We start from the raw sequence: 15,588 nt of genomic DNA, 5'->3' as shown, positions 1-15,588 counted from the left end.
GCTACGCAGCGCGCGTCGTTGCCCGGTACCGTGTTTCGTTTACCGCTGCCAGTCATTGCATTCACCTTACGATTGAAAAGCGAGTCGCCTCTCGAACTGTCCGCTTCGTTTCATCAGGAAAGACCGGTCAGACGAGAGGACATCGAGCACGTCGTCCGGTTAACGCAAAAAGCAGGCCACGTTCGCTACAGGACGGACGGCGTTGATGTACGGGGATCGGATGCGAAGCGCGGGCCGGTAGCGGCGCAGATATGGAATCGGAGTTTCAGTTCTGAAATCTCGCGCGCCGGGGCGGATCGGCGTCCAGGCGTGCCGTGCAAAGCAAACGGCCGCCCGAAGGCGGCCGCGTGAAGAGGCTATTGAGACGCCGCTTACTTACTGTAGTCGTACACCCCGCGCCCCGTCTTGCGCCCCAGCCGCCCCGCCGACACCATCTCGCGCAGCAGCGGACACGCACGGTATTTCGTGTCGCCGAAGTCCTTCAGGAACACGTCCATCACCGCGAGACACACGTCGAGCCCGACGAGGTCCGCCAGCGCGAGCGGCCCGATCGGATGGTTCGCGCCGAGCTTCATCCCCGCGTCGATCTCCTCGGCCGACGCGATGCCTTCGGCCAGCACGAAGAACGCTTCGTTGATCATCGGCACGAGGATCCGGTTCACGACGAAGCCCGGCGCATTGCGCACGCCGATCGGCGACTTGTCGAAACGCTCGGTCAGCGCGCGCACGGCGGACGCGGTCGCGTCGCTCGTCTGCAGCCCGCGGATGATCTCGACGAGCGGCATCAGCGGCACCGGGTTGAAGAAATGCATGCCGACGAAGCGCGACGGATCGGCGAGCAACGCCGCGAGCGCGGTAATCGAGATCGACGACGTGTTGGTCGCGATGATTGCATCGGGCCGCGCGACCGACTCGATCTGCTTCAGGATGCGGCTCTTCAGCTCGACGTTTTCGGTCGCGGCTTCGATCACGATGTCGACCGCGGCAAGCTTCGCGTAATCGGTCGACGTCGTGATGCGCGCGAGCGCGGCATCGCGTGCGGCGGCGGCGAGCTTCTCTTTCGACACGAGCCGCTCGAGGCTGCCCTTCAGTGCGGCGACACCCTTGTCGAGTGCCGCATCGCTGACGTCGATCATCACGACGTTCAGTCCTGCAACGGCGGCGGTCTGCGCAATGCCGTTGCCCATGGTTCCGGCGCCCACGACGCCGACGGTTTCGATGGCCATGACGATTCCTGTGTGTTCGGGTGCTGAGCGTTCGATTATCAGATGTTCTCGAAGATCGCCGCAATCCCCTGGCCGCCGCCGATACACATCGTCACGAGCGCATAACGCCCGCCGATGCGCTTCAGCTCGTACAGCGCCTTGACCGTGATCAACGCGCCCGTCGCGCCGATCGGGTGACCGAGCGAAATGCCCGAGCCGTTCGGGTTGACCTTGGCCGGATCGAGGCCGAGCTCCTGCGTGACCGCGCATGCCTGCGCGGCGAACGCTTCGTTCGCCTCGATCACGTCGAGATCGGTGATCTTCAGGCCTGCGCGCTCGAGCGCCTTCTGCGTGGCCGGCACCGGGCCGATGCCCATGTACGCCGGATCAACGCCCGCATGCGCGTATGCGACCAAACGCGCGAGCGGCTTCACGCCTTGCGCGCGCGCGGCGTCCGCGCTCATCATCAGCACCGCGGCGGCCGCATCGTTGATCCCCGACGCGTTGCCGGCCGTCACCGTGCCGTCCTCCTTCACGAACACCGGCTTCAGCTTCGTGAAATCGTCCGGGCCGGCGTCGTGACGCACGTGCTCGTCGGTGTCGAACGCGACTTCGCCCTTTTTCGTGCGGATCGAGATCGGCAGGATCTGGTCCTTGAAGCGGCCTTCCGCAATCGCACGCGCCGCGCGACGATGCGATTCGAGCGCGAGCGCATCCTGCGCATCACGCGTAATGCCGTACTTGCGTGCGACGTTCTCGGCCGTCACGCCCATGTGGATCGTCTGGAACGGGTCGTGCAGCGCGCCGAGCATCATGTCGACGAGCTTCGCATCGCCCATGCGCTGGCCGAAGCGCGCGGACGGCACGGTGTACGGCGCGCGGCTCATGTTCTCCGAGCCGCCGCCGATCGCGACGTCGGCGTCGCCGAGCATGATCGTCTGCGCGGCCGACACGATCGCCTGCAGGCCCGAGCCGCACAGGCGGTTCACGGTCAGCGCCGGCGTGTGCTGCGCGACACCGCCGTCGATCGCCGCGACGCGCGCGAGATACATGTCCTTCGGCTCGGTGTTCACGACGTGGCCGAACACGACATGCCCGACCGCGTCACCCGAAACGTTCGCACGCGACAGCACTTCGCTCACGACCTTCGCACCGAGATCGGTCGGCGAGAAGTCCTTCAGGCTCCCGCCGAAATCGCCGATCGCGGTACGGACACCGCTCACCACCACGACTTCCTTCGCTGCATTGCTCATCGTTTCACTCCGGTTCGTTCGCGCCTGCGGGCGCGGGGATGCGTTTGCGTTACATGTTCGGGTAATTCGGCCCGCCGCCGCCTTCCGGCGTGACCCACACGATGTTCTGCGTCGGGTCCTTGATGTCGCAGGTCTTGCAGTGCACGCAGTTCTGCGCATTGATCACCAGCCGGTCGCTGCCGTCGTCGTTCTTCACGAACTCGTACACCGCCGCCGGGCAGAAGCGTCCTTCCGGCCCCGCGTACGTGCGCAGGTTCACGTTCACCGGCACGTTCGCATCCTTCAGCGTCAGGTGCGCCGGCTGGTTCTCCTCGTGGTTCGTGTTCGAGATGAACACCGACGACAGCCGGTCGAACGTCAGCTTGCCGTCCGGCTTCGGATACTCGATCGGCGTGCATTGCGACGCCGGCTTCAGCATCTCGTGGTCCGCATGCTTGTGATGCAGCGTCCACGGCACGTTGCCGCCCATCACCTTCTGCTCGAGCCCGACCATCAGCGTGCCCAGGTACAGTCCCTTGGCCATCCACTGCTTGAAGTTGCGCGCGCGGTACAGTTCCGTATGCAGCCACGATTGCTTGAAGGCGTCCGGGTACGCGTTGAGCTCGTCGCTCTGGCGGCCGGCCTGCAGCGCGTCGAACGCTGCGTCCGCCGCCAGCATGCCGGTCTTGATCGCCGCATGGCTGCCCTTGATCCGCGACGCGTTCAGGAAGCCCGCGTCGTCGCCGATCAGCGCGCCGCCCGGGAACACCGTCTTCGGCAGCGACAGCAGGCCGCCGGCCGTGATCGCCCGCGCGCCGTACGACACGCGCTTGCCGCCTTCGAGGAACGCGCGGATCGACGGGTGTGTCTTGTAGCGCTGGAATTCCTCGAACGGCGACAGGTACGGATTCGTGTAGCCGAGGCCCACCACGAAGCCGACCACGACCTGGTTGTTGTCCATGTGATACAGGAACGAGCCGCCGTACGTATCGGACTTCAGCGGCCAGCCGGCCGTGTGGATCACGAGGCCCGGCTTGTGTTTCGCCGGATCGATTTCCCACAGTTCCTTGATGCCGATCCCATACGCCTGCGGATCGGCGTTCGCGTCGAGCTTGAACTTCGAGATCAGTTGACGGCCGAGGTGGCCGCGGCAGCCTTCGGCGAACAGCGTGTACTTCGCGTGCAGCTCCATGCCGAGCTGGAAGTTCTCGGTCGGCTCGCCGTCCTTGCCCACGCCCATGTTGCCAGTGGCGACGCCCTTCACCGAGCCGTCGTCGTTGTAGAGAATCTCGGCTGCGGGAAAGCCCGGGAAGATCTCGACGCCCAAGGCTTCCGCCTGCTGACCGAGCCAACGCGTGACGTTGCCCAGCGAAATCACGTAGTTGCCGTGATTCTTGAAGTTGTCGAGCAGCGCCCAGTTGGGCGTCGTAACCGCGCTGCTCTCGGACAGGAACAGGAAGCGGTCTTCCGTCACCTCGACGTTCAAGGGCGCGCCCTGTTCCTTCCAGTCGGGAAACAGCTCGGTGATCGCGCGCGGATCCATCACCGCGCCCGACAGGATGTGCGCGCCGATCTCAGAACCCTTCTCGAGCACGCACACGCCGATCTCGGTGCCTTTCTCGGCGGCCAGCTGCTTGAGCCGGATCGCGGCCGACAGCCCGGCCGGGCCGCCGCCGACGATCACGACGTCGTATTCCATCGATTCGCGCGGGCCGTATTGCGCGAGCAAGTCCTGTGTGGTCAAAATCCTGTCTCCTCCTGCGCCCCGACCGATACGGTCAGAACTGGTCTTCCGTCAACGCGAGCACGCTCTCGTCGCCCTTCGCGCCGACGATCGACGCTTCGAGCCCGCCTGCCTGCACGAGGACGTGTTCCGCATAGCATTGCGCGATCGCGATCTTCGCATCGAAGAACGCCGTGTCGCTCGCGCGATTCGCGTGCGCCGCCAGCAGCGCGCGCGCCATCTGCCATCCGCACAGCACCACGCCCGCCAGCTTCAGGTACGGCACGCTGCCCGCGAACACCGCGTTCGGATCCTGCTTCACGTTCGCGACCACGTAGTCCACCACCGTCGACAGCGAGCGCGCGCCCTTCTCGAGCTGCGCCTTCATCGACGCGGCCGCCGCGCCGTCGACCTTGCCGAGCGCGGCGACGGTGTCGCCGATCTCCGCGATCAGCGCCTTCGCCACCGCGCCGCCGTCGCGCATCGTCTTGCGGCCGACCAGGTCGTTCGCCTGGATCGCGGTCGTGCCTTCGTAGATCGCGAGGATCCGCGCATCGCGGTAGTACTGCGCGGCGCCGGTTTCCTCGATGAAGCCCATCCCGCCGTGCACCTGCACGCCGAGGCTCGCCACGTCGTTCACCATCTCCGTGCTCCAGCCCTTCACGACCGGCACCAGATATTCGTAGATTGCCTGATGACGCGTGCGTGTCGCCTCGTCCGAATGGCGGTGGGCAATGTCGCTGTGCGCCGCTGCGACATACGCGAGCGCCCGTGCGCCCTCGGTCAGCGCACGCATCGTGCCGAGCATGCGGCGCACGTCCGGGTGATGAATGATCGTCACCGACTGCCTGGCCGACCCGTCGACCGGGCGGCTCTGCACGCGCTCCTTCGCGAATGCCGCGGCCTTCTGGTATGCGCGGTCGGCCACGCCGATCCCCTGCATCCCGACGCCAAAGCGCGCGGCGTTCATCATGATGAACATGTATTCGAGGCCACGATTCTCCTCGCCGACCAGGTAGCCGATCGCGCCGCCGTGGTCGCCATACTGCAGCACCGCCGTCGGGCTCGCCTTGATCCCGAGCTTGTGCTCGATCGACACGCAGTGCACGTCGTTGCGCGCGCCGAGCGAGCCGTCTTCGTTGACCAGGAACTTCGGCACGATGAACAGCGAAATACCCTTGACGCCTTCCGGCGCGTTCGGCGTGCGCGCCAACACCAGGTGGACGATGTTGTCCGCCATGTCGTGCTCGCCCCACGTGATGAAGATCTTCGTGCCGAACACCTTGTACGTGCCGTCGCCCTGCGGCTCGGCGCGCGAGCGCACCAGCGCCAGGTCGGAGCCGGCCTGCGGTTCGGTCAAGTTCATCGTGCCGGTCCATTCGCCCGAGATCAGCTTCGGCACGTAACGCTGCTTCTGTTCGTCGGTGCCGGCCGTCAGCAGCGCCTCGATCGCGCCGTCGGTGAGCAACGGGCACAGCGCGAACGACAGGTTCGACGCGTTCAGCATCTCGATGCACGGCGTCGCGATCAGCTTCGGCAGCCCCTGGCCGTCGTATTCGGCCGGATGCTGCAGACCTTGCCAGCCGCCTTCGACGAATTGGCGGAACGCGGCGCCGAAGCCGGGCGTCGCCGTCACGACACCGTCCTTCCAGCTGCTCGGGTTGCGGTCGCCCTCGACGTTCAGCGGCGCCAGCACTTCACCGCAGAATTTCGCGGATTCGTCGAGCACGGCCTGCGCGGTGTCGTAGCCGGCTTCCTCGAAGCCAGGCAACTGCGCGACGGTGTCGATGCCCGCGAGTTCCTTCAGCACGAACAGCATGTCCTTGACAGGGGCGTTATAGCTCATGGTCGATGTTCCAAATCAGGCGGTGAATGAGGCGCACGGCCCGGGCGGCTGCGGCAAAACCGGCCAGCGCCAGGCGACGTCGTGGCCCATCGTAATGCCGCGCCGGCGGTTTTCCATTGTCATATCCGGCCCACATGGTGACAAAACCGGCCACGTGATGCGCGAGGCGATGGCGGAAACGAGTGTCCGGGCGGCGGGTTCGGATGCCGATTTCGGCACAAGCCACGCGCAATCGGCATGCCGGCCGGACGGGCTGGCCGGCGAAGCCGAAGACCGGGAGTTGATGATGCAAAGTCGCCGAAGCCGCCTCGGGGCGGACGGCAGCCACGGCGAGCACATGGCGGCCGGTGCCAAATCGGCCGTCCTTTTTCGCTGTCCGGGCCGGCACGTTTCTGCGTAGACTTTCGTGTCATCAGGCCAAGCGAGCACGGGAGCAGAGACCAGGATGAGTGAACGCCCGAAAGACATCGCGGATTTCGTCCGGGTTGCCGGCGCGCTGTTCGAGTCGGACACGCTTCCGCCCGCGGCGCGCGCATTCGCGCCGCACGTATTCGCACGGCTGCAGACCCCGTCGGACAACGGAACGCGGCTCGCGGTGCGATACCCCGCATGCGAATGGCTCGACCCGGCGCTCGAGTCGGTCGCGCGCGTGAGCCCGACGTTCGCCACTGTCGCACGGCTGATCAAGTCGCTCGAACCCGTGATCGGATGGTCGCGTCGCACGTCGGGCAAGGACGGCAGCCCGAACTACGTCGACGGGCACGTGAACGGGATGATCTGCGGGCCCGGCGGCGCGGAAAGCCGCGACGACATCCAGCTCGGCTTCTCGTTGATGATGCCCGACGTCAGATATCCGGATCACGGTCACGCACCGGAGGAAGCGTACGTGCTCATGACCGCCGGTGAATTCCGGCAACAAAACGGCGCGTGGTTCGATCCCGGGATCGGCGGCGGCATCCACAACGCGCCTGGCGCACTGCATGCGATGCGCTCCGGCAGCGCGCCGTTCCTCGCGATATGGTGCCTGCTGAATTGATCCGACGGATGCGCCTGCGACACACAGCGCGCCGTTGCCCTACCGGTCGGTCGGAATCGCCAATGGGGAGCCGGCCATGGGAACCCGCGCAGGAAGCCGGTTATGGGAAGTCCATGCAATCCCGCCGCGCGGCAGCGCCGCACCGTGGCAGCAGTGGCCCGATCGCATCGTCAACATCCATTCGGCCGACGCGATATCGCCCGCGCGTGGATAAAACGCAACAGAACATCGGAAGACGCGTTCGACGCATTTGTGCCCTCGATAGCCCCGTCGTTATGCGGCATACTTTATCCGCATTCAGCGAACGGTCGTTCTATTCTTGACGCGAACTCTCGCACGCGCCACTAAACACGCACATGATTCTGGTACCTTGACGCACCGGCCCGCGCGCTTCGCGATGGCCCTCACCGATCTATCACCCATCGTTCACACTATGACATTACAGATTGGGATTCCTCTGGAGACAGCCACTCAGGAACGGCGCGTTGCGACCGTCCCCGAAGTGGTCGAGAAACTGATCAAGCTGGGTTTTACGGTGGCCGTCCAAAGCGGCGCCGGGGCCGGCGCGAACTTTGACGACGACGCGTACCGCGCGGCCGGTGCGAGCATCGCCGCCAGCGCCGCCGAGCTCTGGTCCGGCAGCGACATCGTGTTCAAGGTCCGCCCGCCGAGCGCCGACGAAGTCGCGCTGATGCGCGAGGGCGGCACGCTGATCGGCTTCGTGTGGCCCGCGCAGAACCCCGAGCTGATGCAGCAACTGGCCGCGAAGCGCGCAACGGTGCTGGCGATCGATTCGCTGCCGCGCACGCTGTCGCGCGCGCAGAAGATGGACGCGCTCACGTCGATGGCCGGCATCAGCGGCTATCGCGCGGTGATCGAGGCCGCGCATGCGTTCGGCCGCTTCCTAAACGGCCAGGTCACGGCAGCCGGCAAGATCCCGCCGGCCAAGGTGTTCATCGCCGGCGCCGGCGTGGCCGGTCTGGCCGCGATCGGCACGGCCGCGAGTCTCGGCGCGATCGTGCGCGCGAACGACACGCGCGCCGAGGTGGCCGACCAGGTCAAGTCGCTGGGTGGCGAGTTCGTCAAGGTCGACTACGAAGAGGAAGGCTCGGGCGGCGGCGGCTACGCGAAGGTGATGAGCGAAGGCTTCCAGCAGGCGCAACGCGCGATGTACGCGCAGCAGGCCAAGGACGCCGACATCATCATCACCACCGCGCTGATTCCCGGCAAGCCGGCGCCGAAGCTCATCACCGCCGAGATGGTGCAGTCGATGAAGCCCGGCAGCGTGATCGTCGACATGGCCGCCGAACAGGGCGGCAACTGCGAACTCACGGTGCCCGGCGAGGCGGTCGTGCGCCACGGCGTGACGATCGTCGGTTATACCGATCTCGCATCGCGCCTGTCGCGGCAGTCGTCCACGCTGTATGCAACGAACCTGCTGCGCGTGATCGAGGAGCTGTGCAAGGCCAAGGACGGCACGATCAACGTCGACTTCGACGACGATGCGATCCGCGGCCTCACCGTGATCAAGGAAGGCAACGTCACCTGGCCGCCGCCGCCGATCAAGCAGGCGGCCGTCGCGCCCAAGCCCCCGGCAGCGGCACCCGCGGCGGCCGCGCCGGCGAAGTCGAAAGGCCACGGCCACAGCGGCGAGCCGATGTCGGCCAAGGCGCTCGCGATCGTGTTCGCGATCGGCGCGCTGGGGTTCCTGCTGGTCGGCCAGTTCGCGCCGTCCAGCTTCCTGTCGCACTTCACGGTGTTCGTGCTCGCGTGCTTCGTCGGCTATATGGTGATCTGGAACGTCACGCCGTCGCTGCACACGCCGCTGATGAGCGTGACCAACGCGATCTCGTCGATCATCGCGATCGGCGCGCTCGTGCAGGTCGCGCCACCGCTGGGCGAACTGGCCAATGCCGGCGACCGTCCGTCCGGGCTGATCCTGGGCCTGGCGGTGGGCGCGCTCACGCTCACGGCCGTCAACATGTTCGGCGGCTTCGCGGTCACGCGCCGCATGCTGGCGATGTTCCGCAAATAAGGGGACGACAACAATGACATCCAACCTGACTACCGTCTCCTATATCGGCGCCGCGATCCTGTTCATTCTCAGCCTCGGCGGGCTGGCCAATCCCGAGACCGCCCGCCGCGGCAACCTGCTCGGCATGATCGGCATGCTGATCGCCGTGCTGGCCACCGTCGCCGGTCCGCGCGTGTCGGCCGCGGGCATTCCGTACGTGATCGCGGCACTCGTCGTCGGCGGCGCCGTCGGCCTGTACGCCGCGAAGAAGGTGCAGATGACGCAGATGCCGGAACTGGTCGCGCTGATGCACAGCCTCGTCGGCCTCGCGGCCTGCCTGGTCGGTTTCGCGAGCTATATCGACACGTCGCTGCAGTTCACCGGCGCGGAGAAGGCCATTCACGAGGTCGAGATTTATGTCGGCATCCTGATCGGTGCGGTGACCTTCGCGGGCTCGATCATCGCGTTCGGCAAGCTGTCGGGCAAGATCGGCGGCAAGCCGCTGCTGCTGCCGGCACGGCACTGGCTGAACCTGGCCGCACTGCTGATCGTGATCTACTACGGCCGCGCGTTCCTGCATGCGGAAACGATCCAGGACGGCATGCTGCCGCTCGTCGTCATGACGGTAATCTCGCTGCTGTTCGGCGTGCACATGGTGATGGCGATCGGCGGCGCGGACATGCCGGTCGTGGTGTCGATGCTCAACAGCTACTCGGGGTGGGCGGCGGCGGCCACCGGCTTCATGCTCGGCAACGACCTGCTGATCGTGATCGGCGCGCTGGTGGGCTCGTCCGGTGCGATCCTGTCGTACATCATGTGCCGCGCGATGAACCGCAACTTCATCAGCGTGATCGCGGGCGGCTTCGGCAGCGGCGCGGGCGCACCGGCGGCAGCCGGCGGCGGCGCGGCACAGCCGGCCGGCGAGGCGGTCGCGGTGAGCGCGGCGGAGACGGCCGAGCTGCTGCGCGAGGCCAAGCGCGTGATCATCGTACCCGGCTATGGGATGGCCGTCGCACAGGCCCAGCACACGGTGTTCGAACTGACGAAGCTGCTGCGCGAAAAGGGCGTCGACGTGCGTTTCGCGATCCACCCGGTCGCGGGCCGCATGCCGGGGCACATGAACGTGCTGCTGGCCGAAGCGAAGGTGCCGTACGACATCGTGCTGGAAATGGACGAGATCAACGGCGACTTCCCCGAGGCCGACGTGTCGATGGTGATCGGCGCGAACGACATCGTGAACCCGGCGGCGCAGGACGACCCGTCGAGCCCGATCGCCGGCATGCCGGTGCTGGAAGTGTGGAAGGCGAAGACGTCGATCGTGATGAAGCGCAGCATGGCTTCGGGCTATGCGGGCGTCGACAATCCGCTGTTCTACAAGGACAACAACCGCATGTTGTTTGGCGACGCGAAGTCGATGCTCAACGAAATCTTCGGTGCACTGAAAGCCTGAGTACGGCCACGCGCGCGGAGCGGGCAGCACGCCGCTCCGGCGCCGCGTGGCCTCGATACGCCGTCACGGACGCCGAAACCGGACGACGCGCAGCCCCACCTTCCCTTTTCCCATTGCGCCGGTTTGGTCACCGCTTGTGGACAACGGAGTCGCGCACGAAACCGATCGTAGTGTTTTGCACGCCGTCCATCGCGAACGCCAAATCCGCAGATCAATGCGACGCACCGAACAGTTGAATCACGACGCCGCGCAGCCACCGATTGCCCGCCTCATGGTGATATCGCGCATGCCAATGCTGCCGTACCGCAAACCCGTCGACCGGGATCGGGCACGCATGAACCGCCAGATCGTTCGCCTGAGCCAGTGTCTGGCCGATATGACGGGGTAGCGTCGTGATCAGGTCGGTCGTCTGGACGATCGCCCCCAAACCCAGAAAACCCGGCAACTCCAGCACCACGTCGCGCTCGATGCGCGCCTGCCGCAGCGCCTGTTCAAGGAGCTGCGCGCCCGTTCCCGCCGTAATGGCGACATGTCCTTCCGAACGATACTGCTTTGCTCCGAGGCGACCGCGAATCCTCGGGTGATGCCGATTGGCCAGACAGACCCAATCCTGGTCGTACAACTTCTGTTGATAAATGCCGCCGCCTAGCCACGGCACATAGCCGATCGCGAGATCGGCTTCGCCGGATTCGAGCGCGCGCTCCGTATTGCCGTCGATCCGTGCGGCTTCCAGCCGGACGCCGGGCGCCTGCGCGCGGACATGGGCCAGCAGCCGCGGAAGCAGCGTGATATGGCTCGCGTCGGTCATGCAGATGCGAAACCGTCGCTGGGCCGTCGCGGGATCGAACGCGATCTCCCAAGCCGTGAAGCGCCGCAGGGATTCGAGAATTTCCCGGCATGGCCCGATCAGCGCGTCGGCTTGCGGTGTCGGCGCCATGCCGCCGGGCGTCCGGATGAAGAGCGGATCGTGCAGGTGTTCCCGCAAGTGCCCGAGCCAGATGCTGACCGTCGGCTGGCTCTGGCCCAGTTGCTCGGCGACGCGCGTGACGCTGCGCACGTCGTACAGGAGATCGAAAAGCTGAAGCAGCTTCAGGTCGGGCAGGTCGGCAGGCATCGTGACGTTATTGTCCGTGGCAATGACGCCATTGTATCCATTGCATTGTCGACATGAGCGGCGACTCCTATCGTGATGCCATACGTCAAGGAGACACCATTGAAAATAGCAATTCTGGGCGCCGGCGCGCTGGGCTGCGCGATCGGCGCCACCCTTACCCAAGGCGGCCACGAGACCTGGCTGATCGACCGCTCGCCGGCACACGTCGACGCAATGCGCCGTGACGGCCTGCGCGTCGACGACGCGGGCGGCACCCGCCACGTACGCGTCCATGCGACGACCCAGGCTGCCGATGTCGGCGTGGCCGACCTGGTGGTGGTGCTGGTCAAGTCGTTCCACACCGATGCGGCCATCCGCGGCGCCCAATCGCTGGTGGGGCCGGATACCACGGTGCTGTCGCTGCAGAACGGCCTCGGACACGAGGACATCCTGATCGACGTCGTCGGCCGCGAGCGCGTCCTCGCGGGCAAGACCTACGTCGGCGGCGTGCTGCGCGGCGCGGGTCATATCGAATCCGGCGTGATCGGCAAGTACACCTATATCGGCGAACTCGACGGCCGCATCACACCGCGCGTGCAGGCGATCGCCGCGGCGTTCGATGCCGCCGGCCTCGCCACGACGATCAGCGACAACATCGTCGGCACGATGTGGGACAAGCTGCTGGTCAACGTCGCGACGGGCGCGCTGACGGGGCTGACCGGCCTCACCTACGGGCAGCTTTACGACGAGCCGCTGCTGAAGGCGACGTCGCTCGCGGCCGTGGCCGAGGCGATCGCTGCGGCGCAGGCGGCCGGCGTCAAGCTGTCGATGACCGATCCCGAACAGGCCTGGACGCTCGCCGCTGAAGGGCTGCCCGCGTCCTTCAAGACGTCGATGCTGCAAAGCCTGGAGAAGGGCTCGATCACCGAGATCGACTTCATCAACGGTTCGGTCGTGCGCTGGGGGCAGCGCTACGGCGTACCGACCCCGGTCAATGCGACGCTCGTCGCCTGCATCAAGGGACTGGAACGCGCGATGGCCGACCGCCAACGGCAGGAGGCCACCGCATGAATGCCACGAAAGCCTATCTCGAACACGTTGCGATCTGGGTGAAGGACATCCGCTGGCACATCCGCTTCTTCGAGGACGTGCTCGGCATGACCCTGCGCGAAGTGGACGGCACGCTCGACGCGCCGCGGCAGTACTGGACGCTCGGCGGCCTGCAGTTCATCCACGCGCCGGAACACGATGGTCCGGAAGGCCGGCTCGCCCATCTCGGCGTGATGTGCGAAGACCTGGAAGCCGCGCTGGCCGCGGCGCAACGGTTCGGTGTGACGGAGATGCCGCAAGGGCGCAACTGGCTGCGCCTGCCCGACGGGCTTGCCGTCGAACTGATCCAGGCGAGGCCGGCTTCTTGCGTCGCGCAGGCGCTGGCCATCAACCCGCGCGCGGAGGCATGACCATGACGATCGTCGAGAAATACTGGGACGACGCCCGCGAGGGCGACACGTGCACGAGCCCGAGCTACACCGTGACGAAGGAGCGCATTCTCGCGTACGCCGACCTCACCGGCGACCATACGCCCGTCCACGTGGACGAGGAATACGCGAACGCGAGCCATTTCGGGTGCCTCGTCGCGCACGGGCTGTTCGGCTTGTCCATCGCCGACGGCCTGAAGACGCAGAGCGACTATCGCTTTCTGCCGGGCATGTCGCTCGGCTGGACGTGGGATTTTCTGCTGCCGATCAAGGTCGGCGACGTGCTGCACGTGAAGTTCCGCGTCGGCTCGATGCGGGCCAGCAAGAGTCGTCCGGGATGGGGCATCGTCGTGCTGCCGTCGGAGTTGATCAATCAGGACGGTCAGGTCGTTCAACACGGCGAACATCGTTTGATGGTGCCGCGCCGCCCGGAGGCACTGTGATGCAGGCTCGCCCACTCGAAGGCATTCGCGTCGTCGACTACAGCCACTTCCTTGCCGGGCCGTATGTCGGGCGCTGTCTCGCGGCGCTCGGCGCCGAAGTCATCAAGGTCGAGCGTCCCGGATCGGGCGACGCCGGACGCCAGCACGCGACCGTGCTCGACGACCAGCAAAGCGGCTACTTCCTGCAGCTCAACATGGGCAAGCGCGGCGTGAGCGTCAACATGAAGGACGCGCGCGGCAAGGCATTCATGCAGCGCCTGTGCGACTCCGCCGACGTGTTCATCGAGAACTATCGGCCTGGCGCGCTGGACAAGCTCGGGCTCGGCTATGCCGAATTGTCGGCGCGCAATCCGGGCCTCGTCTACTGTTCGATTTCGGCGTACGGGCATACCGGCCCCGATGCGCATCGCGCGGGCTTCGGGCTGATCGCGGAAGCCAAGAGCGGAATCATGCAGATGGTGGGCACGCCGGGCGAGCGGCCGCCGCTGCTGCGCATCTCGCTCGGCGACATGTACACCGGCATTCATGCGGTCGCGGCCATCAACGCCGCGCTGCTGGGACGCGTGAAGAGCGGCCGCGGGCAACACATCGACATGGCGCTGTACGACACGCTGGTATCGATGCACGAATATGCGGTGCAGTGCTACACGCTGCAGGGCGTGCTGCCCGAGCAGACCGGGCACGACATGCCGACCTCGACGCTGTACGGCGTATTCCGTGCCGCGGACGGCGATCTCGTGATCGCCGCGCAAGTCGACGACGCGTGGAAACGCTTCGCAGAACTTATCGCGACGCACGGCGGCCCGGCGGAATTCGGCGCCGACACGCGGTATCACGACAGCACCGGACGCAACGCGCACCGCGCGGAGATCCTGTCGGTGGTCGAGCCGTGGGTGGCCGCGCGTTCCGTCGCGTCGGTCCTCGAACTGCTGGACGGCATCGACGTTCCGTGCGCGAAGGTGCAGCGCATAGACGAGGTATTGAACGATCCGCAGATCCAGGCAAGAGGCATGGTCGTCGAGCAACAGCATCCGCGCTACGGCACGCTGCGCCTGCCCAACCTGCCGTTCCGGTTTTCCGATTGCGATACGACGATTCGCGACGTCGCACCCGATCTCGGGCAGCACAACGCGGAAGTTGCGCGCGCCCTCGGGTTCGATCCGGCCGAAATCGACGCGATGCAGGCCGACGGCGTCCTCTATTCAAAAGCGAGCCAATGATGACCGACCAATACGCGGTGATCGGCAATCCGATCGGGCACACGAAATCCCCGCTGATTCACGGCCTCTTCGCGCAGGAGACGCGGCAAGACCTCAGCTATACGGCCATCGAGGGGCCCGTCGAGCCGGCAGGCGCTTTCGCTGCCGCGGTTCGTGCGTTTTTCGAGGGCGGCGGCAAGGGCATCAACGTCACGGCGCCGTTCAAGCTAGACGCGTTCGCGATGTCGGACGAACGCAGCGAGCGGGCGCGGCTCGCGGGCGCGGCCAACGCGCTCAAGTTCGACGGCGGCCGCATCCTGGCCGACAACTTCGACGGCATCGGCCTGGTTCGCGATATCGAGACGAACCTCAATCTGCCGATGGCCGGCAAGCGTGTCCTGGTGCTCGGCGCAGGCGGCGCGGCGCGCGGCGCGCTGTTGCCGTTCCTCGAAGCCGGACCGGCCGAACTGGTCATCGCGAATCGCGACGTCGACAAGGCGCGCGCATTGGTCGCGCAAGTTGCCGGACGCGGTCCGCTCGTTGCCAGCGGCTACGCAGACCTCGCACGAATGGGGCGTTTCGACGTGGTCGTCAATGCGACGTCGGCCAGCCTGACCGGCGACCTGCCGCCGGTCCCGCCGAGCGTGTTCAGTCCGACCGGCACGGCCTACGAACTTGCCTACGGCAAGCGTCTGACGCCGTTTCTCCGGCTCGCGAAAAACGCAGGCGTACACGGAATTGCGGACGGCGTCGGCATGCTGGTCGAGCAGGCGGCCGAAGCGTTCGCGTGGTGGCGCGGCGTGCGCCCCGAGACCAGTTCGGTGATCGATCGGCTGGCCGTGCCCTTTGATTGAACACGCAATGGAGAT

The 15,588-nt window shown here is 66.2% G+C and carries 14 protein-coding genes; 9 read left to right on the top strand and 5 right to left on the bottom strand.

From position 1 onward, the window contains the following. Positions 1 to 371 precede the first annotated feature (371 nt). The 4 genes from WS87_RS29210 to WS87_RS29195 all read right to left on the bottom strand — a co-directional run bounded on the left by WS87_RS29210 (position 372) and on the right by WS87_RS29195 (position 6,006). Entirely contained in the window at positions 372 to 1,226 is an 855-nt protein-coding gene (locus WS87_RS29210; RefSeq protein ID WP_059511576.1) for a 3-hydroxybutyryl-CoA dehydrogenase, read from the bottom strand. 38 nt (positions 1,227 to 1,264) lie between these two features. Further along, entirely contained in the window at positions 1,265 to 2,458 is a 1,194-nt protein-coding gene (gene bktB / locus WS87_RS29205) for a beta-ketothiolase BktB (protein WP_059817185.1), read from the bottom strand. 49 nt (positions 2,459 to 2,507) lie between these two features. After that, positions 2,508 to 4,136: an electron transfer flavoprotein-ubiquinone oxidoreductase gene (locus WS87_RS29200; protein ID WP_442861420.1), complete on the bottom strand. Its 1,629-nt coding sequence runs from the start codon at positions 4,134 to 4,136 to the stop codon at positions 2,508 to 2,510. Between the two features lie 79 nt (positions 4,137 to 4,215). Further along, entirely contained in the window at positions 4,216 to 6,006 is a 1,791-nt protein-coding gene (locus WS87_RS29195) for an acyl-CoA dehydrogenase (protein ID WP_059817188.1), read from the bottom strand. Between WS87_RS29195 and WS87_RS33775 the strand changes: the two genes are divergently transcribed. The 4 genes from WS87_RS33775 (at position 6,005) to pntB (ending at position 10,506) form a co-directional block, all read left to right on the top strand. After that, positions 6,005 to 6,406 carry a hypothetical protein gene (locus WS87_RS33775; RefSeq protein WP_159085717.1) on the top strand — a complete coding sequence of 134 codons (402 nt, stop codon included), beginning with the start codon at positions 6,005 to 6,007 and terminating at the stop codon, positions 6,404 to 6,406. The two genes, WS87_RS29195 and WS87_RS33775, sit on opposite strands and share 2 nt — an antisense overlap. A 45-nt stretch (positions 6,407 to 6,451) precedes the next feature. Next, positions 6,452 to 7,042, top strand: a complete 591-nt coding sequence (locus WS87_RS29185; RefSeq protein WP_059817193.1) for a dimethylsulfonioproprionate lyase family protein — start codon at positions 6,452 to 6,454, stop codon at positions 7,040 to 7,042. Positions 7,043 to 7,475: 433 nt separating this feature from the next. Continuing rightward, positions 7,476 to 9,077: a Re/Si-specific NAD(P)(+) transhydrogenase subunit alpha gene (locus tag WS87_RS29180; protein ID WP_059817196.1), complete on the top strand. Its 1,602-nt coding sequence runs from the start codon at positions 7,476 to 7,478 to the stop codon at positions 9,075 to 9,077. Positions 9,078 to 9,090: 13 nt separating this feature from the next. Further along, entirely contained in the window at positions 9,091 to 10,506 is a 1,416-nt protein-coding gene (gene pntB / locus WS87_RS29175) for a Re/Si-specific NAD(P)(+) transhydrogenase subunit beta (protein WP_059525900.1), read from the top strand. A 211-nt stretch (positions 10,507 to 10,717) separates the two neighbouring features. Here pntB and WS87_RS29170 read toward each other — a convergent pair whose 3' ends face one another. After that, a complete protein-coding gene (locus WS87_RS29170) occupies positions 10,718 to 11,620 on the bottom strand; it encodes a LysR family transcriptional regulator (RefSeq protein WP_059817199.1) in 903 nt (300 codons plus the stop codon). 99 nt (positions 11,621 to 11,719) lie between these two features. On the opposite strand from WS87_RS29170, the gene WS87_RS29165 reads away from it, so the two are divergent. Genes WS87_RS29165 through aroE form a run of 5 tightly spaced genes read left to right on the top strand, consistent with a single transcriptional unit; the run spans position 11,720 to position 15,573 of the window. Next, complete coding sequence (locus WS87_RS29165; RefSeq protein ID WP_059817201.1) at positions 11,720 to 12,670, top strand: ketopantoate reductase family protein; 951 nt, start codon at positions 11,720 to 11,722, stop codon at positions 12,668 to 12,670. After that, positions 12,667 to 13,059 (top strand): VOC family protein, encoded by a 393-nt coding sequence (locus WS87_RS29160; RefSeq protein WP_044848449.1) that lies wholly within the window; start codon positions 12,667 to 12,669, stop codon positions 13,057 to 13,059. The genes WS87_RS29165 and WS87_RS29160 overlap by 4 nt, the downstream gene beginning before the upstream one ends. Before the next feature lie 2 nt (positions 13,060 to 13,061). Continuing rightward, positions 13,062 to 13,520, top strand: a complete 459-nt coding sequence (locus WS87_RS29155; protein WP_059692469.1) for a MaoC family dehydratase — start codon at positions 13,062 to 13,064, stop codon at positions 13,518 to 13,520. Next, entirely contained in the window at positions 13,520 to 14,740 is a 1,221-nt protein-coding gene (locus WS87_RS29150; RefSeq protein WP_059817203.1) for a CaiB/BaiF CoA transferase family protein, read from the top strand. The genes WS87_RS29155 and WS87_RS29150 overlap by 1 nt, the downstream gene beginning before the upstream one ends. Further along, positions 14,740 to 15,573, top strand: a complete 834-nt coding sequence (aroE, locus tag WS87_RS29145; protein WP_059817373.1) for a shikimate dehydrogenase — start codon at positions 14,740 to 14,742, stop codon at positions 15,571 to 15,573. Before WS87_RS29150 ends, aroE begins: the two co-directional genes overlap by 1 nt. Positions 15,574 to 15,588: the final 15 nt, after the last annotated feature.

Origin of the sequence: Burkholderia sp. MSMB0856, from assembly GCF_001524645.2 — a bacterium.
Classification (GTDB): Bacteria; Pseudomonadota; Gammaproteobacteria; order Burkholderiales; family Burkholderiaceae; genus Burkholderia; species Burkholderia diffusa.
The sequence above is the reverse complement of the archived record's forward strand: the minus strand, read 5'-3'. Positions and strand labels throughout refer to the sequence as shown.

Excerpts from the sequence above, each read along its gene's own strand:
- WS87_RS29210 (WP_059511576.1), bottom strand. The coding sequence starts at position 1,226 with ATGGCCATCGAAACCGTCGGCGTCGTGGGCGCCGGAACCATGGGCAAC.
- pntB (WP_059525900.1), top strand. The coding sequence starts at position 9,091 with ATGACATCCAACCTGACTACCGTCTCCTATATCGGCGCCGCGATCCTG.
- WS87_RS29150 (WP_059817203.1), top strand. The coding sequence starts at position 13,520 with ATGCAGGCTCGCCCACTCGAAGGCATTCGCGTCGTCGACTACAGCCAC.
- WS87_RS29185 (WP_059817193.1), top strand. The coding sequence starts at position 6,452 with ATGAGTGAACGCCCGAAAGACATCGCGGATTTCGTCCGGGTTGCCGGC.
- aroE (WP_059817373.1), top strand. The coding sequence starts at position 14,740 with ATGACCGACCAATACGCGGTGATCGGCAATCCGATCGGGCACACGAAA.
- WS87_RS33775 (WP_159085717.1), top strand. The coding sequence starts at position 6,005 with ATGGTCGATGTTCCAAATCAGGCGGTGAATGAGGCGCACGGCCCGGGC.
- WS87_RS29155 (WP_059692469.1), top strand. The coding sequence starts at position 13,062 with ATGACGATCGTCGAGAAATACTGGGACGACGCCCGCGAGGGCGACACG.
- WS87_RS29200 (WP_442861420.1), bottom strand. The coding sequence starts at position 4,136 with ATGGAATACGACGTCGTGATCGTCGGCGGCGGCCCGGCCGGGCTGTCG.
- bktB (WP_059817185.1), bottom strand. The coding sequence starts at position 2,458 with ATGAGCAATGCAGCGAAGGAAGTCGTGGTGGTGAGCGGTGTCCGTACC.
- WS87_RS29195 (WP_059817188.1), bottom strand. The coding sequence starts at position 6,006 with ATGAGCTATAACGCCCCTGTCAAGGACATGCTGTTCGTGCTGAAGGAA.
- WS87_RS29180 (WP_059817196.1), top strand. The coding sequence starts at position 7,476 with ATGACATTACAGATTGGGATTCCTCTGGAGACAGCCACTCAGGAACGG.
- WS87_RS29160 (WP_044848449.1), top strand. The coding sequence starts at position 12,667 with ATGAATGCCACGAAAGCCTATCTCGAACACGTTGCGATCTGGGTGAAG.
- WS87_RS29170 (WP_059817199.1), bottom strand. The coding sequence starts at position 11,620 with ATGCCTGCCGACCTGCCCGACCTGAAGCTGCTTCAGCTTTTCGATCTC.